Raw genomic sequence first — 26,298 nt, 5'->3', positions numbered from 1 at the left:
ATAATACCCTATGTAGGTGAAGTGTAAACTCCAAATCTACATGAAAAACTTGGCGTGAGCAAGCTTGTCATACTTAAAAACAGGCCCTATATAAGCGTAAAGGAGGAAATAGTGGAAAAATCACAGAGAACGAAAATAACATCAAAAATGTATCCTGCCCAAAGGCTTGTTCAATTAATTCACAAAAGAACTCGAGTCCCGGTGATCTATGCTTTCCTATAAGCAATAAAAGCCGGTTTGTCAGCTTTTACTAAAAATTCAAGACGCATGGCCTATTTCAGATTATAAAATTCTTTTTACACAGAATCCTTATAACGAAAATTTCTCTTTCATTAAGAAAAGTAAGAGATGCTTGCTCGCTTCTTAGGCAGACAACTAAGCTGCCGGAGTCCGCATATTATGTGCAGACGGAGTATAGCTCACAAATCTCATAGTGTATGTTACCATTTAAACAACTCTAATGCAATAAAGGATATTTTCTCCTCTTATTCTGTACCCTGCCGGCTAGTTTTCAAGGAAAGAATGGATCGCAGAAAACAGTTCCTCCCTTGCATCGCAATAACAAATCAAATGCTTCGCTCCCTCCACCATATAAAGCTGTTTATCTTGGGAGGCCAAATTTTTATAAATGTACTCAGCACTCTTAAGGGGAACAATCCCATCCGATGTTCCCTGTGCGATGAATGCAGGAATTCGGACATCCTTTAAAATATTTCTTCGTCCGCTTACAAGCAGCCTAAACTGCCAAGCAGCCGATAAGGGGGTTTTCAATACCTTATCCTGATACCTCCTGAACAGCTCATTGTCAGAAAGTCCCCCATGCCTTGCATCACTGAGAAGATCCCTGAAATCCCTTGCCATTTGCCTTATATTTATAAATTTGGCGGCCGCACTTAGAAGGACAATTTTATGGACAGGGTAATAGGCAGCCAAATGGCAGGCAATCATGCCTCCCATGGAGAATCCAATCAGGTAGACATGCTCACATTGCGAGATTAAAGCCTCCAGTTCCTGTTCCGCACTTTCCAGCCATTCCTTATACGCGATTCCTTTTAAAGAGGCATCCTTTCCATGACCTGGAAGTGTTGGAACTGCCAGTTTCCAATCCGTATGTGCCCGAAGGAATTGTACAAGAGGCTCCACTTCATACGGCGCTCCTGTAAATCCATGTATAAGAAGACAACCTATCATGCCAATCACCATTTATCTATATATTTATCCTATTATAACGAGGCTTATCCATTTTCTCACTAAATATACTCTTACTTCCACAAATTAAAAGGGTGAATCAATTGTGAGCTCACGATTGATTCACCCGGCGGAATATTGATATATGAATGGAATTATTGATAATCTGTACATAATAGACAGTAACTCAAGATTCTGGCTGGACCTGATAAAATTTCAGCTAATTTCACCTTGTAAACTTCTCTGTCATTTCATGATTCAGTATGCTAAGCTCCTCTGCCATCCTGGAAATTTGATACGATGCCCCTGTAATTTCCTCAAACGTCTTTTGGAAATCCACAACTCCCGTTCCAAAGCTGCTGATTTTCCGATCACTGTTTTTAACACTTGCTACCGTATTTTCTAGGACTTGAATGATGTCACGATTTACTTCCCGGAAAAAGCGGGTTTCATTAAAAAGCAATTCAAAGCTTTGCTCAAATTTTACTACTGTATCCTGAACCGCATTTACCTGATTTTGAATAAGATCTAGCGCCTCTTCCGTTTGACGTGCCAAATTCCTTACTTCTTTTGCAACGATGGAGAAACCCTTTCCGTGCTCTCCAGCCCTTGCAGCCTCAATCGCTGCATTTAAAGATGTGAGTTATAACTACAGCTGTCATAAAAAAATGGGTATTTTCATGGTTTTTATAATAAAAAATTGACATATTCTATATCTACTGATGACATTTTATGTGGTTTTTATAAAATTAATTGGCGTATTCCGTTTCGAGTACTAATATTATGTATCATTCTATGTCAACCGGTTACTCAAACGGCTCCGAATATGATTCATAATTTCAGGATACCTCCGTATTGTACTTGACGATATTCCTGTCTCTCTAGCGAGGTTCTCAGTAGTCGGCGGGATTTGATGCCGAATTAAATCTTCGGCAGCTTCAACCAACAATTTGGTCCAACTGTTAATTTTAATTTGGTTATATTGTCTCCGTCTTTGTTTCATCTTTAGAGAAATATACTGTTCCAATTCTATAAAATTCCTCCTTATATAATTTCTATTTACGCCAAGAAAGTTATATAAATCCGAAACCGTGGAATAACTTTCAGCGGAAACAGGCTGCTTAAAAAAGACATCAATTAACTTAGACAGTTTGTCAGCTTCGGCAACACGTATTTTTTTGTTATGTGATTCAATGCTCTCCCTAACTTCTGAAGTTAAATCATATTCCCAGAAAAAAGAATTACGTTTACCTAAGGAGGCAGAAACATCACTTAGCGTCAAGTGTTTACTTTCGGTTTGCAACTCAATAATATTTCGCTGGATAGCGTGTTCAACAGTTCGTATCATTTCCTGCTGCTTTTTTCTTTTATGAAATTTAGAGAAGTTAAGTTCATATTGAACAGCTGGTCCGCTCAAATAAAATGCTATTTCGTATGGACTCCAGTCTGATTTTTGCCTGCAATTTTTGTAAAGCTTCCAAAACGACGTAGACCCTTCATAAATTGAATAAAAGTATTCGATAGACTCTATCGGCAATTGTCTTATAGGAAACCTTGCTGAAACTTTATTCGAAAGTAATCGATGATATAGCAGATATCCTATAATGTCAGCTCGTCTAGTTATATTGGGGAAACTTAACCCTCGTTCCAACACAGAAAGGGTATGTTTGATTGAATCAATTTTATTTTGAACATCCTCCCATTTCTCATTACCTCTATTATACCCATACCGGATATTACAAGAAGTGCATACCGACAATCCAAAATATCTCGTTTTGAACCGTTTATAGTCTGATAAAACCTTTTTCATCCCGGTGTTCACACCGTACTGTTTACACCAAGGACTTAAACAAGGACCAAAAGTAGACTTAGCCTCTGTTACCCTAGTAACAGATTCAACAAAAGCAGTATCCACCTTCAAAGAAGAGAAATCTTCAATAGAAATAGAAAATTGTCTTTTTAATGTAATGAGGTCACTTAGTAATACCGAGCGTTTTCTCTTGTTGTTATTAAATAGACGTTTTAGATAAGGAATTGTTGTAGATGGCCCATATTGTGAATTTTCAACAGTCGAATTCATGAATAATAATCCAATTGCCAGAGACTGCTGAGTAGAAAACCCAGCTATGCCACAGGTTAACTGCCTGGCAGGATTCAATAAGAACCTCCAATCGTGATAGATTGATTTTTGCATATCTAACAAGTGTGAATCATTTATGACACTTTGATTCATTTGCAAAAAAGACTCATGACAATTAGGACATGTATAATCTATTAAACTATCATGTAAATAAGGCATGGCTTCTCCACAAACGACACACTTGTGTTCTAATGGCAGCACATGAATATCGCAAAACAGAATGTCTTTGACCTGCCAAATCAATTTATAGATCCCCTTCTCTTCCAAACATTTGATACAAAACCGTCTACAATCTTTCACCATTAATTGACTTATATCCCGTATAAATGATAGTTTACTTCCCCTCTGACTTCCGTATAACTTCTGAAAGGCGACACCAAAGGTATGCTCTATCAATGATTCTGATGGTATGGTAGTATACATAGAAAGATGTAAGATACTTATTAAATCCTCAGGAAAGACGTCCAGTAAGAACTCGTTTCTTCTTCCAATTGTCTTTTCTTTTAATTGATTTAACAACGATGAAATTTTGATGTGATTACTACTACACAATCGTAATAAATACCCACTCATTGATTCACCAGGCATTAACGGCGGCCTAATAGAAAAACGCTGACTTCCTTTATAGGTATTCAGAAATATGCTCCCCCTTTTTTATGTCGGAAAGTTTTTCGCGTAACTCTCTAGTGATATCTGGAGCAATTTTCCAAAGATCATATCTACTTATTCCTATATATTCGTATAAATAATCAGCTGACATTGTTTTATGTTCCATGGAGAAAAACTGCTCAATCTTCCTTTTTACTCCCTCAAGTCTCTTTTGCTTTTTTACATCTTTTTGCAACGATTTATATTCTGATATCACACCTAGGCAGCCCCACTTCCTTATGGTTTCAGGAGAAACTTTTAATCTTGTACTGACGTTGTTAATGGTGATTGGAAGCTCTTCATCAATCATTTCTTTGAGATGCGTTATCATAAGTGCGTGTTTTTGTTTATTCAACGAAACACCTTTTTGTGCTTTCTTAGTGTTTTTCAGTGTTTCCATAGCCTTATGATGGTAACGATAGGCCAAAAAGTGTCTATAGCTAGACCAGTCCACCCATTTAGCTATGTCTGTCAGCTTTTCTTCGTGTCTAATGGACTGAAGCATACGCTCAAGAAGCTCCTGTTTAATAACTATTGAGGGCACGATATCCCCTGTAGCCAGTCCCCTAGTCTGAAGATATGCTAAAGCTCGAATTACTTTTTCTGTTGGTAAGCCTATTAATTTTACCAATCCAGCGATGGAAATATTATTTGTCCCATTACTTTTAACGAAATGGTAGCAACTGATAAAATGTGATCGCTCCGTTACCTGTCCAGTTTCATTTATGGCATATTCACAGTAACACTTTGAGCAATATGTATAGTATCTCAATACTTCTCCATCTTTTTGAACCTTACTGTCTGTATTGCATTTAACTATATAAGAAGTCGAATTATATCCTTCACACCAGGGTGCCAGGCATTGGATCTTATCAATATGCGGTGGAGTTTTCTCCATAATTACTTTGTAAAAGCTTTGTGGAGGATTAGTTGAGAATAAATCACAAATGGATAGGTTTAATTTATTAACGATGTCAATCACAAAAGAGAGGTGCAGACACCCTTTATTCACCCAAGTACCTCTAGCATGTTGCATGAGCGGTGGTATTTTGGCTAAATCCACGTACTTTACCAACACTTCCTTTGCCAATTTTTTAGAAGACCTCTCGTTTATAAGAAACAATATCCTTATTGCTAATTCTTGTGAGCTTATTTTATAATCGGCCAATTGCAATAAATATTCCCATTGCTTGATATACCATTTATTGGAGTCGATTTGCAACGCAGAAACATATTCAGGCAGAGCGTTTGCCAAACAAAATTGGCAATTTGGACACAAGCCTAAGATAGAAATATCTTTATAAAATATGCCTTTATTACAATTAGGACAGGCATCCAACAACTTACATAGATGACTATCACATACCGATACACCTTTAATCTTCCAAATCAATTTGTAATGATTAGTTTCCCTTAAACACTGTGGACAGAATTGCAATTTATCAAGAATGAGGCCCTTTAAAAATCGGAGCCTTCCCATGTTTTTTTCCATAGAAAAAACATTCAGCAAATTAAAGAAGGTACAGTTTTGGGCTGTTTCCCTATCTAATTTTACCGCTGCAACCAATTTGTCTATATCAAGAATCTTTTCGGGCATGTAACTTAACAAATCATAATCATCTCTCTCAATCTTGCGAACATTAGCAGCTCTAAAAAAATTCAGCAATGTAAGAACAGGAACAGCGTTAACCTCTGCCACACGTACTACATAACTGAGAAGCATTTCACCTGCGTACGGTCTGGGTCTATTAGTTAGAGGATTAGACATAAAACATCTCCCTTATAATGGAAATTACATTATTATTATTTCCATTATAGGGAGCAAATTTTCATAATTTTAAAAATTTATTAATCACTAAAGTCTTCGTCTCCGATAATCGCTCGGTGGGCTTGGACCAATATATCGACAGACAGCTTAGCATTTTCGAATTCATTAAATTCTGGCTCTAAAACGCCAAGCATTCTGTATGCCTCTATAATAATCGGGACTAAGAAACCTACCTTTCCCTTACATTGATGATGCAAAATCTTCGGAAGAAGCGTATTATTGTCACCTAAACCTATTGGGAATGGGGGATTCAGTTGCTTTTCTAGCAATTCAAGAAAATGGCAGAACTCCTCATTGCACTCTTCAAATCTATAAAGAACCTTTGGACGGAATCTAGTTTTATATTGATCGTCCAACATTAACTCCTTTGCCTCTGGAGTGCCTAAAAGAACTAAAGAGACATTTGATTCATTAGAGATATGCTTTAGACTTTTCATGGCATTTTTGGTTCCCATGTTGCAACCAATTATATTGTGTATTTCATCCATGATTATCATTTTTACCTGTTGCTTTTCCAACAAGCTACGTGTCCTGTCCTTCAATTCTCCGACAGTTCCCTTAATCCTTGGAGCTCCTAAGCCTTTCAGTATAGCGAAATAGAGCTCAGTGTATGTGAAAGGATCGGGAATCTCAATACAAATGACCGGTACAATGTCTATATGGGTACCCTCTTCATCTATGATGGTATAGGGAGGATGTTTGGAAACGTAATTTTCAGCCATCTTTGTTTTTCCAACTCCACCAGTACCGTAAATAATGGTATGCCTACTTTTTGCTTCTAATTCTCTATGGGCCAGTATGGTATCAAGATGGTTATAGATATCAAGGACCTTTGGGTGCTCCACATACAGGTTAGAAATTCTATTGGCAAAAGTGGCATTTGGATCTCCCATTTTATTGCCTCCGTTTCTCTTCTAGTTGTCTCTGCATCTCTATCAATTCTTGATATGAAGGATTACCTTTATTTATAGGTTGCTTTAACGGAGCATTCAGCGAAACCTGATAATTTCCAATAGCAGCCTGTTTTCGTACACGTCTGTGTTTCCTATACATTTTTTGCAGCATTTGATCATGGTCATCTTTCATTTCTCGAATATCCTTATCTGTTGCGAACTGTTTTCTCTTTAATTTTCCTACTTTTCGTAATTTGGCTCTTATTTTTTCGTAAATCGCTCTGGACATCCCCTCTAAAGTTTCATATGAAGGTTTATGGGCAGGAATTTCGATATACTCTTTTGTTGTAGGATCCAGCAGAAAAATTTTACTTATGTCGTCGATATCGAACTTGACTACGTACTTTTTTTCTCTTTTGTCAATCAAGTGATTTAATCCTGCGATACGGTACTGCACATTGCCCAAAGTGACTCCATCCCTCGTATACGGCTTGTTCTCCGTTGGCAACAAGTCAATTCTGAAAGAGGTTTCTTCATCTTCACTTATGAATTCCGGATATCCCCTTTCCTTTAACCCATCATAATATCTTGTCATGGGGGTAGACGAATCTAACGGAAGCCCTTTATGTGGCTCATTGTGATAAATGTTAACGATATATGTCACCAATGCTTTGTCCAAGTCTTCCAGCGTAAGTGCAGCATCCGCCTCTGGATCGTAATCCCCTAAATCCTGGACATTGCTTTTCCGTGTACCATGTAGACGGTGGAAAAACTGAGTGTTGAAGGTTCCAAACAATCTTTCGATAGTGCCTCCATACCGCGGGGTTGCTATCGGCCTGAAGCGAATATTAGACATTAATGTCTCTTTCACTAATCTTTTAATGGCATAATTATTGAATTCAGAACCATTGTCAAATTGAATTACATCCGGAATCCCATAAACCGGCCATTCATTCTTAGTGCCGTACCTTTCTTTTACTCGCTTTAATAAAACACCATGTTCTATGGCCTTCCTAACCTTGTTTGCTGATGGGGGATCAAAAGATAAGTGATAGCACCATACTTGCCGACTATAAACATCAATTCCTAATGTCAACCATGGACGGTCTACGACTAAACCAACCTCGTCAAGAACATCTATATCCAGTTTCGTATGGTCAATCGCGACCAAGTGCAAGGGATACAATGCTGCCTCATTAGCATAACCCCGTGAAATATCTTGATATTTCTGTTCAGCTTTAGTACCATTTCTCATTCGATCCTTCAGCTTCGGCGATATTCTATCCAACATCTTGAAGATGGTAATTTCACGTGGAGGGTTTAATTTTTGCCTAGTACACTTATTAGCAATGGAATCATAAACCTCTCTCTTCTTTGGCCTTTTAACTCTCAAATATTCTTGCTCTATCACTTCCTTAATAATAGGAAGTATAGCATCATCCAAACGTGTGGCTATGGTGTCCAGTACCAGATCAGGTTTTTGAGGATGGCAGATTTCGATAATTTTATTATCTTTTCTTTGATGGACTCCAGAACCACTCTTTGATATTAGACCTTCTTCACCTCTATAGGCATTTGCTCTGGCTTTAACAAAATTGTAGTAATGCCTCAATACTGTACGCTTACTCTTCTGCATTTTCTCCGCAATTCTGTCCGAAAGAATATCAATGTTCAGGTCTGAAGGCAATTCTTTATCCTTTACATAATGTTTATGATGTTCCATGAATTCCACATACCCAGTAAAATCTCCCTCCTTGACCTTTTCTAAAACCAATAACGGCCTAATGATATCAAAACGTTTGGAGACCTTTTGCAAATCTCTTTCAGTCAACATGTCCAATGCGGCAGCATTGCTATTTTTCTTTATATTATTTATCAGGTGTTTAGACGGCACAAATGAAGGGTCCGTAATCAAGTCCATAAAATTGATGTCAATAGCTTCATTGTCTGTCTTATAGCGTTGTATAGTTAGCACCGGCGGATCAATGCTCAATATACGGTATTTCCGCCCTCTGTATTCCATCAGACCATTTACTTTAAGTTGGTTGAGCTTCATTCCACAATTTCCTCCGCGTTAAACATCTGGTCTAATTGTAGAACTCCAGGTTTTGATATCAATTTAGTTGCAGAAGATATCTTCTTGTATAAATCCACATGGAGGATACCTTTCGCAATCAGATGATAAATAATCGGCTTAATCATCAGGGGATCTGCTTTTGGTGCAAAACTGGTGCAGATTTCATCGATACTACTTTCTTCAAAAAACTTAATTCGCTCCATCACTTCTTCGCCCCAGTACTTAAATGCTCGCCTTGGCCTGGTAAAGCCATGCAAGTAATTGATATTGTAGATTACCTCCTTAGGCAACATCTTTGGGTAGACAACTTCATACCTCCATCCCTTTTCTGCTGCATAGCGAGTGCAAACCCTATTTACCAATGAATGTTGATCTGTGCTTTCTTTACTTTCCTTTATTTGAAATAGGGAAGGCGGCTCTTCTGCCCGGAAAACCAAAACATCCGGAACGTGGGTCCAAAACCCTTTATCTCTGTCTTTTGTATAATACGGAATCGCTACTTCTACAGGTTGTACATAGTACCTCACCGTTTGGGGATCCAACTCTAAAAAATAATAAAACAGGCATTCTCCTAAAGACTCGTATTCCACCTCTTTTTCCATTTTGTTACTATAAAATCCTCCGATATTATGATGTATCTTCCAGCTTAGCTTGTTGTTCACCCCTCTTTTTGGTCCATATTCCATATCTTTTTCAATCCAGTTTAGTTCAGTCATTATGGTATCTCCTGTTTACTTCCGCCGAAATAAGTAGCATTACAAATATAAATTTCCGGCTAGACATATTTTGTTTGTTTACTTTGTGCCATGGTCTATTGCCGTTTCAGATTAACAGCGGGCACAAGAACATATTTATTTATTGTTGGGTCAAGTAAATAGATACTACTCACGTCGTGATTATCAAATTTCACTATATACTTTGTCTCAGGCCCAGCAATTAAGTGGTTAAGTTCTGGCGTACGGTATAATATATGATCCAGTTGCACCCCTCGTCTTGTATATGGTTTATACTTTTCAGGGAGCATCTGGATTTTAGCAATGGCTGCCTTGTCTTCATTTATAGTTATGGGGTTACCCTTCCGCTTGATTCCTCTTACGTGATCGACGCGGCTTATATTTGTGATATATTTCACAATAGATTCTTTCACCTCGTGCAAGGTGAGAAATGTCTTATGTTTAGGAGTGCCTGCCCCTAATTCTTGTACCCTGCTTGTTTGATTTTCCTGTATTAGGTGTGTCAATACAGAATTTATTGATCCAAACACCCTTTCCAAGGCTGCCCGACTACGATTACGAAAAGGTCTAACCGGGTTAAATATGATATTGGACTTTAAAGTTTCATTCACCAACACTTGAATGTCCTTATTATTTAACTCGAGGCTATATTCAATTGTGTCAGGTATTCCAAATACTTCCCATTCTTGACAAGTATTCAATTTTTCCTTAACAGGTAATATTCCATGTTGTATGGCATTTATCAAAGTATATTTAGATGGACCCTCAAGCGACAAGAAGTAACACCATACTGCACCGCTATACACATCGACTCCTAATGTCAACCAAGGACGGCCTATAATATATCCCGACTCATCGTATACATCTATATCTAATAGGACATAATCAATTTCGACTATATGTAATGGGTATAGAGCCTCTCTTTGGATAACCTCTTCAGATCCTGCGTCATATTTCCTATGCAACATCGATACACCTCTTCCTTTTCATGAATCATTTCGGTTATCATTACCAACCCGCCATAATTGGCTCTGTGAGCTTATCATATATTGATTTCTACCATCAGGCACTGGGAGTCCAGCCCAGTACACCTTACTAAATCCATTACTATCAATAATTTACTAGTATTACTAGTTATTTTTTTATAACTAAAACACATCTAATTTTTTGTAGATTAATCTAAAAGAGAGCTAAAAAAATAACTAGATACTAAATTTTAGTGGTTAGATGCACACATTTTTTTGTATTTTCTTAAAAAAATGTGGTCGAGCAACCACCAACGTTTATCATTATTGACAAAAAAGTGGTAATTATACCACACAAAAGCAGACTCCTTGGTTAAATCTGAAAGGTAAAGGATACGCAAAAAAGGGCAGCACATTACTGACTTGTCTGTTCTAAAATGATTTAGGAATCCAGGAGCACCGTGACAAAGAAAATATACACAGATATTCTAATGAAATAATTAGAGGGGCATCCAAATAATATTGGAGTGGACGAATCTTTACATTCAGGGGAGTACCATGCTTCGGCAAATGGAGCAAAACATTTTGGCGTTTGGCGAAGAAAGTCCACCTGACAGAACACCAGGGGGGAAAGGAAATCATAGTAGAACATTTCCCAGCTCACACACCTCTAGAGGTAATATAAAATAAAGAAGAAGCCCGAATCAAAAGCTGAATCGGACTTCTTAAAAAGCTCAAAATCTTTAAAAGCAGTGTTTTATATAGTAGTGACCCTAAACCAGACAACTGGAAGGCACACTCAGCGTACATTTTTATTTTGAAGTAAAAAAATTCTCTATCTTTGCAAGTTAGCAGGTTTAGCCGGGGTCGCTCGCTATTATGAATAGACTGAGGCCGTTCCCTCAACGCAGCTCGCAATGAAGAAGATAAAAACTAGATTTCTGTATTAAAGAATTAAAAAAAAAATTGCCTGTCAAATCAGGATGGTTATCGAAAATAAATATTCTGCTGTTATGAATAACAAGAATGGTACAGTTGCTTAGCAGAAAGGAAAGTCTGGCAGTGAAATATAATCTTCAATCTTTACATAAAACTGAAAAAGCCATTCAGCAGTCCAAATATCCTTGACCATGTTAACAAAGAAGTGAGAGGGAAAAGTATTCTTACGAATAATACCAAAACTTACTACGGGAGGGGCCGCGAAGGCTTAATTGGCCTTCGTACAGAACAGGGCATCCAAAGAGACCCTTGGTCCTCTGTCAAGATTCCTACAAATTATTGTGTTACACTCTACCACATGCTTACAGTGAGAAAGGTATGTATGATGAACTGTTGAAGTGAATATAGGGCTGCTTTGGGAGGGAAGTGTCTGTTGGACAGCTTTTATTTATGCTCCGACAAAACTATCAGAGGTATCGGACCCGGCACAATACCGGGCAATTTATTTGGCCTTTTGGAATCGCACCTCTTTTTCGTTGTTCTATTTTTCACCTAATATCTTAGTTATAGTCCGCAGATTATTTAGAGTCTCTTCTCTGGAATCCTCAAAGCAAGAATCTACCAAGGTAATAAACGCTCGTTTTAACTCTGTAATTACTTCTATATCTTTAGATGCCACCAATGTTCTACTTGGAACATCAACAGTAGCATTCACGAATATTTCTCTCCAGGTGAGCTCGCTCTTTTCATCATGCTTACCAAGCAATGCCCTTCTTGCTCCATCCGGCGGATAAATGCTATCGAAAGCTCGTAGAAAACCATCTGTGTATTTCGTATCCTGATTAAGAAAACTGTCGATGCGTCTTTGAATTTCTGCTATTTTATAATTTTTCTTTATTAAACCATCCTCTACTAATAACCTTTTTGTTTCATCTGCAAGTATTTCTCGATCGACTTTTTTAATGGATTCTTGAAGATTTTTTACACTATATGCCATTAGTCTTTCTCCACGATAAAGGATTTTTGATCAAGTTAATTATAACAAACTTCAGTTAATTCTGACAAAATATTTTTCTGTATCAAACTGCTTGAGACTAGGGGAATTATTTAGAATCGGTGTGCAGAAATACAAGAGTTTCATTATTGATAATTTCAGAGCAGATACAATTCATAGGTGTAGTGGCTGCACTTTCTATCGTGGGATTTAGGGCAGGAATTGCGGAATCATTCATTTAGAGCCAAATTCTTTTCCTCCTTCTTTCCCTTAGATAAGAGCACACTGTTAGATCTTGCTTTAACCCAGCGGACCCCAAATAATGATTTCATTGCCTGTGAGCTATCAATATTAAACAATGCATGGAGAAATAGGTTTGCTACTCTATTGGCATATTTTCGTATTTAATATTGTGAAAATATTCTGTTTTAATTAGAGTCATACATAAAATTCCATCCAACAGACAAAATTATACAAAAAAGGAGTATACAGCAAATATGTACGAAGAAAAATTCTACTACTCACCTTGGTTCATTGGTATCCTCTTCACTTTATGGTTTCTTATCGTTCCGCCAATTGTAGCTATCATCCTAATCTACGAGCGACATAAAAAGCTAAAGGAAGCTAGGGTTATCTGGATGGAAAACAAATTAGATGAAGTAATTGATGCAAACGAACATATCCAACAAATGAAAGGCGAGCTACTGCAATTATCCGCCAAAAAACTGGAGCTTACAAAAGAACTTGATTTCTTCAAACCGGTAACGGATGTAATCACCATCAAAGCAATCCTTGAGCAAAAAATCCAAGAGTTGAAGAAAGAAAGCCAAGATTTGAATAGCCAAATACAAGATACTAACATCCTTAAATACCTGGAACAATCCAAAAAAGCTGTGCAAGACGATATAGACTCCCTTTTAGCCAAAAAAGCAGCTGTTTCTGCTGAAATACAAACCAGACAACAGGAATTGACTCTGTTATATGAGGACATTACAATGCAATCATTTGGCTTATACACACCTAAGTATGCATTTGAGGGTTCAGAGGCATTTCAAAATACTCTAAATAACATTAGGCAGAAACAAAAACAGATGGTTAAAGACCGAGTCGCGACCTCTCATCTCCTGGATCGGACCATGAACAATAATAATAGAAAAGGAAAAGAAAAAATCCTTAACACAATCAAGTTGATTCTTAGAGCCTTCAACAATGAATGTGACAACATCATAGCAACAGTAAAATTCTCAAACGTAGGAGCAAGCGAAAGAAGAATTAAAAAAGTATTTGAAGAATTAAACAAGCTGACAAATGAGCAACAAGTCTCCATCACAAATAGTTACCTGAATTTAAAAATCGAGGAATTGTATTTAAAATATGAATACGAACAGAAAAAGCAGGAGGAAAAACACGAACAGATGAAAATCAAGGAACGGATGCGTGAGGAAGCCACGGCCTTGAAGGAGCTGGAAAAAGCGAAAGAAAAAGTGGAAAAAGAAGAAAAACACTTTGAACAGGCGATTAAAAATTTAAAGAAGCAATTGGAAGAAACGGATGAAACTAAACAAGCCCAATTACATGTAACACTGCAAGAATTAGAAAAGCAGCTTGCGGTAACCAGAAAGAATAAGGAAGATGTCCTGCACAGGGTTCAAAATACACGTGCAGGTTACGTGTACATCGTATCCAATATCGGTTCCTTTGGGGAGAATATATATAAGATTGGAATGACTCGTCGGTTGGAGCCTCTGGATCGGGTAAGGGAACTAGGAGATGCCTCCGTTCCCTTTACCTTTGACGTGCATGGTATGATCTTCAGTGAGGATGCTCCAACGCTTGAGAATGCATTACATAGTGCCTTCGCAGACAGACGTTTGAACAAAGTTAACGAACGGAAGGAATTCTTTTGTGTAAGCCTTAGGGAGATCGAAGAAGTTGTGAAGCAAAATCATAACAAAACAGTTGAATTCACCAAGCTTGCTAAAGCAGAGGAGTATCGACAATCTAAGGCTATAGAGCAGAAAACTTTACAAGCTGTCTAAATTAACAATTATTATATTAATATTCTAAATAAACGGCACTGCGATTCATGAAATGGATAGCGGTGCTTTATTCATATTGATGCTCTGCAAACTCTTGTTTCTTCTATTATATATACACCCGTTCTCCTCTAAAAAAAGATCATGATACTTGTCGATGCATAATTTATTTAGATTCATGCCGCTCAGTGCTACTAACCATAGTCGAATATCCCTTTTCTCTTAGTTTAATTGTGAACCTTCTTACCTGTTGATAACAATCAACCATAAAAACATAAAGCGAGTGCAAACTGACTTTGCCGTAACGTCGCAGAAATAGTAAGCTCATTTCGTTGAATCGAACTTCTTCATCCTCCCCCGAAAAATAAATAGCGGGTCAAGTTCAGATATTATACAAAGCAGCTCTGTTTAGGAATACCTTCTTTTGTTGAATACTGTGACTATTTTTTTGGGAATACAATTAAGTGTCGCAAAAAAGACCCAAAAAGGGTCATATACTCTTTTTCATGCCACACTGTCTGCACTCTCTAATAAAAGTAAAGTTCTTAACCGAACTCTTAAATTGGGCGTTGCCGCAATTATCACAACGTCCACTCTGGATATCGGGCAGGTCTTTATAGGTGTAAAGGATGGATGTATCGAAGCCTTTGTATTCTTTTGTATCTTCATTCATTATGCTCACCTGCTTCATTAGATTTCACTTTTCCATCATAGCAAAGCATTCCCGAATTGAGTAGGCGGCGTTTTTATTTCGACATTTTATGATTCATTTCATGATGGTTGAATAAATAATGTGTTAGCAATTCTTTACACTTATTCCGGAGCCGGTGATTGAAATAATTATGGTGTTCATCATAACCCTTATACAGGAAACTGAACATGGTAAAATCCTCATCACGTTTGATCTCTGCTATCTTCATGTTGTTGTTCCTCATGTAGTCGCGTGCAACCTTTAGGTCCAGTTGCACAGCCTTCATCGACGCTTCTATCAACCCGAGGTAAGGCTCCTTGATTTTCACGTCAATCTGCCCAAATATTTGTTTGTCACGCTCCATGATCGTAAGCAGCATAGGCAGATACAATGCCTGTTCAAATATGTCACGGTCATGTGTCGGTATCCGTGTCATCACTCATCATCCTATGTTTTTGGTTTCTGGTTCTTCCTGTTCCAGCCGTTCAACAATCATTAATAATTTTTGGACAGCCATTTCCCTGCTATATATTTTATCGTCTTTAAGCTGATTAATTACACGCAGGGCCATAAGTTTTTAATTCAGTAAGGATTTCCTTATACAGCGTCGTATCGTATGAACACATAAAAAATCCCTCCTTTATTTTAGTATTGGTAGCAGGAGTAAAGTTATAACAAACCATAGCAAGAATTGCTACTGATTCTATTGAAAACGAGGCCCTTATCCTCAACATCTCTATTCCACTAAAGCCCCCGATAGTTTAAGTACAATTCTTCACAAACTAGTAATAACACCCAATAAAAGAGTAAGCTATTTCTAAAAGCTTACTCTAAAAAGGTCATTTTATTAATCACTTTGATTGCTCGGCACCTACAATTTGGATCTCAAGCCCCCACGGACTAGTAATGTAGAAAAAGCCGATTGGACTAAATACTCTAACCGATACACCTGGAGTATTTTCAAAATAAGTATAGGCCATTTTAAGGTCCGTTACTGAAATTGCTAAATGTGCTGTACCAATATCAGCAGGTTTTGGTCCACCGTTTTGTTCAGGGTCGGCCCATTGAACAAGCTCTATTTTCTTTCCCCCATATTGGAGGAATGCTGCACCTTCTACATAGGCTTTTTCGTGTACACCAAAGCTTTGTTTTAAACGGTCATCCTCAAACTTCATAGGTGGTGCTTGAAATAAGATTTCAAAATTTAATACTTCGGTAAAAAATGTAACGGCTTCACTAAGATTTGGTACTACAATTCCAGTATGATCAATCGTTCCTTGAAAAAGTTCATTTTTCATTTTTCTGCCCCATTTCTTTATAATTAATTAGTAATACTTTTCTACCTCTGTGCCTCCCACTTAATGAAGTAAGGATTCCCACCTAATTTATAGGGTATACTTTATTATTTTTTGTTAATAAACAACGTGTTGTTTATATTTATATTATATAGCTAAATAGTTTTGTTCCTATAATCAAAAATGGTAGATGTGTTGGTTAAGGGACACCTTGTGCAAATATGTTTGTTAAAATTAAGGAGGCAATATGAAAGATACTTATACGGACTTACGAATCCTTCGTACAAAAGAATCGATTAGAGAGGCACTTGTGGAATTAATTGAGGAAATCGGCTTCCAGGCAATTACAGTTAAAGACATAACAACTAGAGCAAGGATTAATCGAGGAACGTTTTATGCACACTACGAAAATAAATTCGATTTAATAACTAAATGCGAAGACGAAATTATGCAGGAGTTATCTAGAATTGCAAAACAGAAAATCCCAGATATTATTGCCACACTTAAAAACAACTCACCGATTGTAGCACCATTTGCCCTTGATGTTGCCTTTTTTGAATGTCTAAATAAAAATAGTGATTTTATGAAAGCTGTGTTAGGTCCTAAAGGAGATTTATCATTTCAAACAAGGCTGAAAGACTTTATGTGGAGAACAATGTTTGGGGAACAAAACGCACTAATAAAAGATAAAAATTTACTTGTTCCAAAACAATATTTAGCATCGTATGTTACATCAGCACATCTAGGAGTAATACAACAGTGGTTAGACGATGGTAGGAAAGAATCTCCTCAAGAAATGGCTGGAATTATATCATCCATAACAGTTAACGGTCCTTTTGTTACAGCTGGGGTAAATAAATTGTTATTGCAATAGGGTAATGAATTATAAATACTACCCCTTTATTTCAATTTTCTTATAGAACTAACCTGCCCCTTTTGTTAAGCAAGTAAAAACAAATTATCGAGCAGCAAGTTAAAAAATAAATATATGTTGTGGAGGACAACAAAAGAGAGAATGCCCATACAAAACGATATTATGAGCATATATTGTTATCGAGTTCCATGGAAATGGTTTATTTATTTTCAATGCATACATGGAGAGAGGCAGGCTAATAACTGTCTCTTTTTTTGTTATAGAGGGTAAATAAGCGGTCATATTTCTTTACTGTTGTTCAACTAACCTGCCCCCTTTAGTGCAACAATAAAGAGTCACCCACATGGAACATATAATGGACTAAGTAAATTTCGGACTGGGTTATGGTTTTAAAGATTGTATAAATGTCTTAAAATCGCTTAGATTATCTGAACGATAAATCTCTTCTCGGTAGTTGAACAAAATAAACGTAGACGGACTTTTCAATTTAAGTTCTGGATATTCCTTCTTTGCCTCTTCTAAACTTGTAGTACCATGCGATGTTGTAATAAGAATTCGGTTATTTTCATTAAAGCTGTTGAGATCTTGGCTTTTCAAATCAGGTGCTATGCAGAACATACTATAATCATCTTTTTCCTTGGCAAGTAATTCTTGATAAGTGACCAATTCTTTGACGTTTAAATGAAGGTTATACACAGCCGCCGTCTGGTCCTCCCATTTTACGCGAATTATAAAATCTCTTTCCCCTGACCGGTTATTCAATTCACCATTTACAATCAATTCTTCTATATCCTCGTCAAGAAACCTACTCACTTCAGTAATCTCAACCGTTTCCGGTTCATCTTCAAATGTAACTTGTATTTGAGATCGAGGATTTACAATGTAGGTTTTCTGCTCGCTTTTCTTATATGTAAAATCGGTTACAGTATCTTCTTTTTCATATTGTGATATATACGCCTCAACCTTTTTAGCTCCCACTGTCACCTTCGGAGTAGGAGCCGCCGCTTCCTTTTGTCTGAGGGAGTTCAGCTCATAAATTATCAACAAAAGCAAAACCCCAAGAAGTAGTACCCATTTCCACGCTACTTTGTGTTTCATTTTTCCTCCCATTTTCACTGTTTTTTTAAAATTCTAACTATACTTTTGCTCTCCTTCTTCAGCTAACCTGCCCCGTTAGCACAAGAAGAAAGGGGTGCCGCAGCCATCCCCTTGAGGTAAACTCTGTACTCCGCACAGAATCGAGCTGCTTTTACCCCCAATTACATCCCATAATAGTGTCATGTGCCGAGCCAGCTCGTTACGAAAAAGGTACCGGCATATATTTTAAGGTATCTCTCCGCTTTTGTTATCTTCCCAATTCCTTTTTCAAACTCGTCCGCCTTTTTATGCATTAAGAAAAGCTACTTCTAGGTATACAGGAATCATGCTCAGTGCTTGAGGGATTAATTATTGGATGACAATGTCATCTTTCTTGTTTAGAATCCACATAAATGAAATAACAATCGATAATATGCCAATGATCAAAAAACTATATTGAAACATTTTTAGCCCCTCTGTAGAAGAACTTGTTAGCAACCAACTTAAGAATAAATTGATTACTCCGATTATGGTTAGAAAAGTAAAATAAACCTTATGCCTTCGGTTAAATAGGATATAGCCTACAAGAAAAACAAGATACGTCCCACTAAGGAGCATAAGCAGTGGAAAAGCAGGCATGAATTTTGCCGCATACACAAAATGGTCGACCCAGATAATCTCTCTAACATTCTCTACCTGTCCATGTACGAAATTCGAAAATATTGCAGAGTATTTCCATTCCCATGGATCATCTAGTATTTGACTGCCTTCATACCAAGCTGCAAACGTAGAAAATAGGAGAAACATGATGGATAAGCCAAGCTGGATCAGGATTTTAAATGACATCGGATTCACCTCGTAATCAGGATGGTACATCATGTAAATTAATTCCATTATATATCAAGAAATTTCATAGTCACAGAGCTAGTGAAAATCCTTTTAATTGGTATGGGAAATCCACCTGGTTCTTCCACTAACCTGCCCCGTTTGTTCAATAAGAGGAATTCAAGATAAAAGGCCAAAAATCCTTCTTGGATCAACGCCCCTGTTCGCTTAAGTACAATACTACACATTCTTTACCTAAAACCTCATTTGTTCTATTTATTAATTAAAGAAAAAACCAGATAAACTGCTGCCGCCCACATGATTAAGGCAGATATTTTATTAAGAATCAACAAAAAGTTTCCAGACTTATCAATTTTCCCTATGATTCTACCAACCAGTGAAAGTCCAATAAACCAAATCCATGAAACCATAATACATGTAACAGTAAATATTATTTTTTCTTCTCCCAGGTATTGTAATGAACTTGTTCCAATTACCCCCACAGTGTCCATGATTGCATGTGGATTTAATAAAGAAACAGAAGCTGCAAATAATACTTGTTTCTTTAATGAAAATTTATTTATATCAGAATTTCTTTCACTATTTGGTTTACTATTCCATGTGGTCCATCCCATATACACTAAAAAAATAACCCCGGCTGTGATTAAAATGGCTTTCAACCAAAATGAACTTAGAATTAGTAAGGAAATGCCTAAAACAGATATTGAAATTAACAGGGTGTCGCAAAGGGAAGCTGTTATAACCACGGGTAAAACATACATATATCGTGGTTGTAGTGCCCCTTGGTTAAAAATAAAAACATTTTGGACACCCAGTGGCAGTATTAATCCAATTGCAAGAATAAATCCATGAACAAATGGTTCTATCATTCAAAGTTCTCCTTTCTTTTTATACTCCAAAGTCAATTGTAGTTGAAATCTTGTTTTTGTCTCCAACCAATTGGATGGAATCTGAACCAACCAAGTAATATAATAGTTTATAAAAAGGAGAACTTTTTGATGTTTACAACGGATTGGAAACCAAATAAATCATCGCCAATACCATTACATAAACAAATAACTGATTTTATTAAAGAAAAAATATCAAATGGAGAATGGACGATAGGATATAAGCTCCCACCCCAACGCACTTTAGCAAAAGAGTTAGGAGTAAATAGGAGTACATTAGTAACCGCATATGATGAATTAATAGCTGAAGGACTTATAGAAGGAAAAAGCGGCAGTGGAACCAGAGTGGTAAACAATACTTGGAACTTGTTAGCGACTACCCCGCCTCCCGATTGGAATTCATATGTAAAGGTAGGAACCCACAAGCCTAACTTGCCAACTATCCAAGAAATAAATCAAGCAGAATTTATTCCTAACATCATTCGCCTTGGAACTGGGGAATTATCACCAAATCTCATTCCGAGCATAACAATGAAAAAAATTTTTCAACAATTGTCGTATAAGGAAATTACTTATGGATATGAAGAACCAAAGGGTTTGTTGCCATTAAGAGAACAGATTGCCAACTATTTAAATACAATAGGGATTTCTGCTTCTCCTTCTTCTATTTTAATCGTATCAGGTGCATTACAAGCCCTACAGCTTATTAGTGTTGGTTTATTGCATAGGGGTTCTACCGTATTAACAGAAAAGCCATCATATCTTCATTCTTTAAATGTCTTCCAGTCAGCAGGTATGCGTTTAGTGGGTATCCCTTTGGATAAAGAAGGAATTCAAGCCAATCTTATTCAACAATATAAAAAACAACAAAAAGCCGCTTTACTCTATACCATTCCTTCATTTCATAATCCTACTGGTACCTTGATGACTTTGGAAAGACGTAAACAATTGCTGGATACTTGTCAACAAGAACAACTGCCTTTGATTGAAGATGATGTATACCGAGAATTATGGTTCGATGAAAGTCCGCCAAAACCAATTAAGGCTTTTGACAAACATGGACTGGTTCTTTATTTGGGAAGTTTATCTAAATCTTTAAGTCCTGGTCTTCGTATTGGATGGATTGTTGGTCCGGAAGCAGTAGTTGAGCACTTAGCAGATATTAAAATGCAAACCGATTATGGATCTAGTTCTTTATCACAGTGGGCAGCAGTAGAATGGTTTTCCAGTGGACTTTACTATAAACATATAAATGAAGTAAGAGAACAACTGAAAACTCGAAGGGATTTTACTTTAGATACTTTGAACAAGTATTTTTCTGATATTGCAGTTTGGGATAAACCAACTGGAGGATTTTATATTTGGCTGCGTTTGTTGCCGTCACTCTCTATGAGAAAATTATTTGAAATGGCAGTTGCAGAAGGAATATTACTGAATCCAGGAAATGTTTATGATAATCAAGCTGAACAATTTCTGCGAGTTTCCTATTCATTTGCTTCTCTTCCCAATATACATGATGGTATTAAACGCTTATCAAAAATTGTAAAAACAATAGCCAAATAAGGGCTTCTTTTGAAGCCCTTATTTCTCAACTTTTTGTTAAACTAACCTGCCCCGTTAGCACAATAAGAAAAAAAGCCGCAGACAAGCAGCTCCGTTATTCAAAGAAGGATTATCCATTTATTTTATTATTGTTCCTTATCTCCATATTCGTTCCATATGTACTTCATTTTTTGTCAGTATTAATTGAAAAACATCAGGATTACTTAGATTATTCCAACCGTCAAAACCAAACATATCATTATAATGGTTTAGCAGCAGCGACATTATGTTCCCGTGAGTAACGATTAATGTGTTTTCTATCTTACTTTTGAAAACATCATCCACGACATGTAATATTCGGTTTGCTGCTTCATTACTTGACTCTCCCCCTTCGAACTTTAAATGTATATGTTCAAATGTGTCTTTAAGTTTTTCGTACCAATCGGGTAAGTCTGTTGTAGAAAGAATTCGTTCTGACAGACGCTCATCAATTTCTATTTTTACGTTTTTGTTGTTACTTAAAGGTTCTACCGACTCAATAGCACGTAAAAATGGACTTGAAATTATTCGTTCAATATTCTTATTGGAGAAAAATTCAACCAAAGATCGCGACTGCTTTAGTCCTTCTTCTGTTAGGGGTGATTCTGAGGGTTGTCCCACTGCTTTACAATGTCTAACAACATAAATCTTTTTTATCATACAAAGAACCTCCAGTTAAATGATATAAATGGAGTTCGACTAAATGTTAAATAATCCTTCTTCAGCTAACCTGCCCCGTTAGTGCAGCAAGCAAAAAGGCTACTATAGCACTTCGGAACCACCCTCAGTAAAAAAAATTACATTTCACTTCATTTGTGTAAAAAGACAGAATCCCAAAACCAATAAATAACTGCTGCTGCGATACTTGCACTATAATATACTTCTATTTCATCTAAATCTATTGGTTCAGCACCTAAAACCATAGAAGATAACAATACTGCGAAGAACGAAAGCAAAATGTAAATTAAAAGATAAAATACATTAAACTTTCTAGGAAACTTATTTAAAATTAATTGCAATGGCACTGCAAAAAGCAAGTAGGGAATAGAAGCACAAATAGAATATATGATGACAGGCAGCAACCGAAACCAAGCTAGTTCTCCATTAAACACAATCAGAAACACAGAGAAAGAGATACTAGAAAAAAACAAACTAGAAAAGTAATACGGTATGGCATCGCTAAGTCTCAATACACTATCGCTTATTTTCCAAATCTCCATACCTAACCACCCCTTATAAAAAAACAGTAAATTTATTCCATGGTAACATATTTCTTGTTCAACTAACCTGCCCCGTTAGCTCAATAAGGAAAAAGGAGCTGCCACAAAACAGCTCCGGACCTTATTCAATACTTAAACTAAATTCAATATAAACAAATGAACGACAATAACTAGGCTAAACGAAGCCAACCCTACTATTTTAACAGGTAAGTTTGTACTTATTAAATGGGGTGATACGTTTTACAATTTCACCGAATAGAACCATACCAATTACCATAAAACACGCACCAATGATAAAGCTGTTATTATTCGATTTGGCAATGATGTGATCAAAGAACAGCAACCATAGATATCCTAAGAATAAATTTAAGATAATAGATAACACAAATTCTTTTGATTTCATTAGAGGACCTCCTCATCAATATTCAAAATATATCTATATCTTAAAATAATTTCCTGTTATTGGAAATCGTTACTTTTCAGAACACATTCTTGTTCAACTAACCTGCCCCGTTAGTGCAGTAAGAAAAGCCTTTAAATCATCTTCAGTCTCCCTTTACAGCTGAAAAAAAAGAGCTCTATCAACCAGTGACAATCAATTGTATATTTAGATAAAAAACTTGAAACTTTTCACCACCGGTCCTTCTCTAATGAGTAAAAGGAGGCAAAAGAGTTGGATGAACTTACATTGATTAGACAAGCCATTGAGGGCAATCCTTATGCATTCGAACAGTTGCTTATGGAGTACAGCGACCGTTTATACAGGACTGCATATCTGTATGTAGGAAACCGCGAGGATGCCTTGGATGTGGTACAGGAAACCGCCTATAAGGCCTTTTCCTCCATTAGCCAGCTACGGAACGAAGAGTTTTTCCTAACCTGGATGACCAAGATCCTTATTAACTGTGCGTACGATGTTCTAAGGAAACGAAAAAAACCAATTCCTTCAGTGACCGATCCAGGGGCCATTTTAAGCGAGAGGAATGAGGAAAAGCTGGACCTCGCTGCAGCCATAGGGAAACTGCCAGTACGCTACCAGACCAGCATCATCCTTTTCTATTATTATGACATGAGTTTACAGGAAATGGCCAAAATCATGGAGACACCGGAAAATACGATCAAAACGTATCTGAGCCGCGGAAAAAAACAATTGCGGACGCTATTAGGAGGGGGTTATCGGGATGGAAAAAGACAGATTCTATAACGAGATGAATGAAGTCGAGGTGCCAAAGGAAGCGGTTTTGCAGTCCATAAAATCAGGGGTGAACAGGGCGGTACAGGAAACGGCCCGCAAGAAAAGGAAGCCTGCCATGAAACTGCTAGGTGCGACAGCCACTGCCGCAGCAGTCCTGCTGGCCTACAGCCTTTCGGTGCCATCCTTTTCGCGGGCCATGGCGAATGCTCCTGTGATTGGCGGGCTATATGCCGGTTTCAACGATGCTGTTGGAAGGAACCTGGAAAAGCAGAACCTCGTGACCAGCCTAAACCAGAATTTTTCCAGCAACGGGGTGGATGTCACCGTGACGAGTGCCTATTATGATGGAAATTTGATTGGCATTACGTTTGATGTCAAAGGAGAAATTGGAAAGGACCGGAATGGGTACCATTATGCCTTGTACGAACTGTTCCATGGAGACCCTCTCGCCGATGAAACGAAGGAACTTACGACTCTGGAGAAAATCAAAGAAGGGTTTACCGGGCATATCCGCATTGTATACCCGTATAAAGAATTGCCTAAAAGGGACACCATCCCGGTTTCCTTTAAAGAAATCGGGGAGAAACAAGGCGACTGGCAGTTTGAGGTCCCCGTCACGCAAAATACGGTAACGGAGCATGTACTGGACAAAGAGAGTGATAATCCGGAGGGCCAGGTACGGTTCAAGTTGGATTCCGTTTTATATGGCAAGGCATCTACCTCGATCACCTACAGGGTCACGTACCGAAAGGGAAGTCTATCGGTCAGGGGATTAAATGTGGAAACGAACCTGGTGTTGCCAATAAGTGACGGGAAAATTGATGAAATACACAATGGGAATACCACCACCGTGGTGCGAAGGGCTGTCTTTACACAAGTTCTTAAAAATATGACGGTAAAGGTATCACCATCCTACGAGGAAACCGATCTTTCTCCAGTAGAGCCGCTGGAAATAAAGCTCCCATGAGAAAAAAGCGTGCATAAGAAATTCCATTGCACGCTTTTTCATTTATCTCCTCCATTGATGAAATAGTTTGGTTGTATCAAACAGTTCCTTCTTCCACTAACCTGCCCCTTTAGTGGAACAAGAAAAGCTGCCCAAAAAGCAGCTCCTGATCTCCAGCTCTAGCCCCCATTACTTTAAGTACACTTCTTCACAAACTAACTTACATAATCAAACAAGCTGAATTTTCAAGTAGCGAATAATTTAGTTTTGTCCACATGTTGTTGAAGTTATCTTTCCTCTCCCTTTGCTAAATAGCGTTTAATTTTTAAACTTTTATTTCGAATCATCGACTTATAATCTAATGTTGGAGGGAAATTTGTTAATAGTTCAAACAGTTCTTCGGTTTGTGGATAGTCATTAAAGTCCACATTTTTCTTTCGAATAATATCAATGATAATGTTTAAATAGCAATCGATTTCAAACGGTCCTTCATAAGTACGTATATCCATCATCATTCTTTTAATTGAATCGAGCATTTGGGAGAAAAACCAATTTAAGTCATCATCGATCAGTCCAAAGTAATTTAGGCCTGCTGTCATTTTATATTTATCCAATCCTTTTGACAGTGCTTCTTCAATATCTTCCCTTGCAAACTCTTCATAATTGTTGCTAATCTCATACCGTTGGCTTTGCTCTTCTAATACAGTCAACCTACTTATAAACTCCGTAAAATCCTCAGCAATTCGTATTTTTTCCTTTGTATCAATATCTAAATAAACCAAAGGGGGATTATCTCCTGTGTATCTGCGATAATCCAAGGCTATCCAATTATGGCTATCTCCGTGTAGATAAACAAACTTGTTTGATAAACTCCATTCTCTGCGTGTGTAGGAATCTATTAGGATTCCTTCTCCGCTTTTTTGCCCAATGCCGTATAAATAATCAATTTCAATAAACCCATCTTCAAATAATTTATGTGCAAACTTTTTAAGTTTTAGCTCCCCACCGTTTTGTTCTTTCATCAATTCAACATACGCAGCTGGGAGTTTTACTTTTAACTTCTTTTCTGCTGCTTCAATCATTCTGCTTGATAAATTCTCTAAACGATAGTTATCAAAATATTCTCCTGTAAAAATGCTCATCTTAGCCTCCTAGCTAAAAACCCTCATAATAACTAAATCATATTTCACCTGATAATTTAACTTATCTCATATATCGGAATAAAGGCTGCCTTATTGAACTAA

Annotated in this window: 23 protein-coding genes and 1 pseudogene; 5 read left to right on the top strand and 19 right to left on the bottom strand. The window is 37.2% G+C overall.

The genetic code is table 11. The features are described from left to right. Positions 1-504 precede the first annotated feature (504 nt). From V1500_RS01795 to V1500_RS01755, 9 genes and pseudogenes are all read right to left on the bottom strand, one after another. A complete protein-coding gene (locus V1500_RS01795) occupies positions 505-1,143 on the bottom strand; it encodes an alpha/beta hydrolase (protein WP_409303950.1) in 639 nt (212 codons plus the stop codon). Between the two features lie 271 nt (positions 1,144-1,414). Then, positions 1,415-1,831 (bottom strand): annotated as a pseudogene (locus V1500_RS01790) (methyl-accepting chemotaxis protein); the annotation flags it as partial. Between the two features lie 150 nt (positions 1,832-1,981). Beyond that, on the bottom strand, positions 1,982-3,931 hold the full coding sequence (locus V1500_RS01785) for a TniQ family protein (protein WP_409305888.1): 1,950 nt from the start codon (positions 3,929-3,931) through the stop codon (positions 1,982-1,984). 19 nt (positions 3,932-3,950) lie between these two features. Further along, complete coding sequence (locus V1500_RS01780; protein WP_409303949.1) at positions 3,951-5,744, bottom strand: TniQ family protein; 1,794 nt, start codon at positions 5,742-5,744, stop codon at positions 3,951-3,953. Between the two features lie 80 nt (positions 5,745-5,824). Beyond that, positions 5,825-6,697 (bottom strand): TniB family NTP-binding protein, encoded by an 873-nt coding sequence (locus V1500_RS01775; protein ID WP_409303948.1) that lies wholly within the window; start codon positions 6,695-6,697, stop codon positions 5,825-5,827. 1 nt (position 6,698) lies between these two features. After that, complete coding sequence (locus V1500_RS01770) at positions 6,699-8,753, bottom strand: Mu transposase C-terminal domain-containing protein (protein WP_409303947.1); 2,055 nt, start codon at positions 8,751-8,753, stop codon at positions 6,699-6,701. Then, positions 8,750-9,490: a TnsA endonuclease N-terminal domain-containing protein gene (locus V1500_RS01765; protein WP_409303946.1), complete on the bottom strand. Its 741-nt coding sequence runs from the start codon at positions 9,488-9,490 to the stop codon at positions 8,750-8,752. The genes V1500_RS01770 and V1500_RS01765 overlap by 4 nt, the downstream gene beginning before the upstream one ends. Positions 9,491-9,585: 95 nt before the next feature. Then, the gene (locus V1500_RS01760) at positions 9,586-10,476 is read right to left on the bottom strand and encodes a Mu transposase C-terminal domain-containing protein (RefSeq protein ID WP_409303945.1); all 891 of its coding nucleotides are present in this window, start codon (positions 10,474-10,476) and stop codon (positions 9,586-9,588) included. 1,477 nt (positions 10,477-11,953) lie between these two features. Next, positions 11,954-12,409: a hypothetical protein gene (locus tag V1500_RS01755; RefSeq protein WP_409303944.1), complete on the bottom strand. Its 456-nt coding sequence runs from the start codon at positions 12,407-12,409 to the stop codon at positions 11,954-11,956. Positions 12,410-12,903: 494 nt separating this feature from the next. On the opposite strand from V1500_RS01755, the gene V1500_RS01750 reads away from it, so the two are divergent. Then, positions 12,904-14,445, top strand: a complete 1,542-nt coding sequence (locus tag V1500_RS01750) for a DUF4041 domain-containing protein (protein WP_409303943.1) — start codon at positions 12,904-12,906, stop codon at positions 14,443-14,445. 487 nt (positions 14,446-14,932) lie between these two features. Here the strand turns inward: V1500_RS01750 and V1500_RS01745 are convergent, their stop codons facing one another. From V1500_RS01745 to V1500_RS01735, 3 genes are all read right to left on the bottom strand, one after another. Further along, positions 14,933-15,115: a hypothetical protein gene (locus tag V1500_RS01745; RefSeq protein WP_409303942.1), complete on the bottom strand. Its 183-nt coding sequence runs from the start codon at positions 15,113-15,115 to the stop codon at positions 14,933-14,935. A 73-nt stretch (positions 15,116-15,188) separates the two neighbouring features. After that, on the bottom strand, positions 15,189-15,569 hold the full coding sequence (locus V1500_RS01740) for a hypothetical protein (protein WP_409303941.1): 381 nt from the start codon (positions 15,567-15,569) through the stop codon (positions 15,189-15,191). A 415-nt stretch (positions 15,570-15,984) separates the two neighbouring features. Then, positions 15,985-16,431 (bottom strand): VOC family protein, encoded by a 447-nt coding sequence (locus V1500_RS01735; RefSeq protein WP_409303940.1) that lies wholly within the window; start codon positions 16,429-16,431, stop codon positions 15,985-15,987. Between the two features lie 244 nt (positions 16,432-16,675). Here V1500_RS01735 and V1500_RS01730 point away from each other — a divergent pair, with 244 nt between their 5' ends. Then, positions 16,676-17,302 carry a TetR/AcrR family transcriptional regulator gene (locus tag V1500_RS01730; RefSeq protein ID WP_409303939.1) on the top strand — a complete coding sequence of 209 codons (627 nt, stop codon included), beginning with the start codon at positions 16,676-16,678 and terminating at the stop codon, positions 17,300-17,302. 381 nt (positions 17,303-17,683) lie between these two features. Here V1500_RS01730 and V1500_RS01725 read toward each other — a convergent pair whose 3' ends face one another. The 3 genes from V1500_RS01725 to V1500_RS01715 all read right to left on the bottom strand — a co-directional run bounded on the left by V1500_RS01725 (position 17,684) and on the right by V1500_RS01715 (position 20,094). Further along, positions 17,684-18,400: a hypothetical protein gene (locus V1500_RS01725; RefSeq protein WP_409303938.1), complete on the bottom strand. Its 717-nt coding sequence runs from the start codon at positions 18,398-18,400 to the stop codon at positions 17,684-17,686. Between the two features lie 348 nt (positions 18,401-18,748). Continuing rightward, complete coding sequence (locus V1500_RS01720; protein WP_409303937.1) at positions 18,749-19,225, bottom strand: YjdJ family protein; 477 nt, start codon at positions 19,223-19,225, stop codon at positions 18,749-18,751. Between the two features lie 251 nt (positions 19,226-19,476). Beyond that, positions 19,477-20,094 (bottom strand): LysE/ArgO family amino acid transporter, encoded by a 618-nt coding sequence (locus V1500_RS01715; RefSeq protein ID WP_409303936.1) that lies wholly within the window; start codon positions 20,092-20,094, stop codon positions 19,477-19,479. A gap of 129 nt (positions 20,095-20,223) precedes the next feature. Between V1500_RS01715 and V1500_RS01710 the strand changes: the two genes are divergently transcribed. Beyond that, positions 20,224-21,675 carry a PLP-dependent aminotransferase family protein gene (locus V1500_RS01710; protein WP_409303935.1) on the top strand — a complete coding sequence of 484 codons (1,452 nt, stop codon included), beginning with the start codon at positions 20,224-20,226 and terminating at the stop codon, positions 21,673-21,675. A gap of 135 nt (positions 21,676-21,810) precedes the next feature. On the opposite strand, the gene V1500_RS01705 is transcribed toward V1500_RS01710, so the two are convergent. From V1500_RS01705 to V1500_RS01695, 3 genes are all read right to left on the bottom strand, one after another. Then, the gene (locus V1500_RS01705; protein WP_409303934.1) at positions 21,811-22,353 is read right to left on the bottom strand and encodes a histidine phosphatase family protein; all 543 of its coding nucleotides are present in this window, start codon (positions 22,351-22,353) and stop codon (positions 21,811-21,813) included. Between the two features lie 149 nt (positions 22,354-22,502). Next, positions 22,503-22,913 (bottom strand): UPF0715 family protein, encoded by a 411-nt coding sequence (locus V1500_RS01700; protein WP_409303933.1) that lies wholly within the window; start codon positions 22,911-22,913, stop codon positions 22,503-22,505. 199 nt (positions 22,914-23,112) lie between these two features. Further along, positions 23,113-23,316 carry a hypothetical protein gene (locus tag V1500_RS01695; RefSeq protein WP_409303932.1) on the bottom strand — a complete coding sequence of 68 codons (204 nt, stop codon included), beginning with the start codon at positions 23,314-23,316 and terminating at the stop codon, positions 23,113-23,115. A 270-nt stretch (positions 23,317-23,586) separates the two neighbouring features. On the opposite strand from V1500_RS01695, the gene V1500_RS01690 reads away from it, so the two are divergent. After that, the gene (locus tag V1500_RS01690) at positions 23,587-24,117 is read left to right on the top strand and encodes a sigma-70 family RNA polymerase sigma factor (RefSeq protein ID WP_409303931.1); all 531 of its coding nucleotides are present in this window, start codon (positions 23,587-23,589) and stop codon (positions 24,115-24,117) included. Beyond that, a complete protein-coding gene (locus tag V1500_RS01685) occupies positions 24,095-25,075 on the top strand; it encodes a DUF4179 domain-containing protein (protein ID WP_409303930.1) in 981 nt (326 codons plus the stop codon). The genes V1500_RS01690 and V1500_RS01685 overlap by 23 nt, the downstream gene beginning before the upstream one ends. Positions 25,076-25,341: 266 nt before the next feature. On the opposite strand, the gene V1500_RS01680 is transcribed toward V1500_RS01685, so the two are convergent. Beyond that, positions 25,342-26,196: an SMI1/KNR4 family protein gene (locus V1500_RS01680; protein WP_409303929.1), complete on the bottom strand. Its 855-nt coding sequence runs from the start codon at positions 26,194-26,196 to the stop codon at positions 25,342-25,344. Positions 26,197-26,298: the final 102 nt, after the last annotated feature.

The sequence above is a fragment of the Peribacillus sedimenti genome, assembly GCF_046237635.1.
GTDB lineage: Bacteria > Bacillota > Bacilli > Bacillales > DSM-1321 > Peribacillus > Peribacillus sedimenti.
The sequence above is the reverse complement of the archived record's forward strand: the minus strand, read 5'-3'. Positions and strand labels throughout refer to the sequence as shown.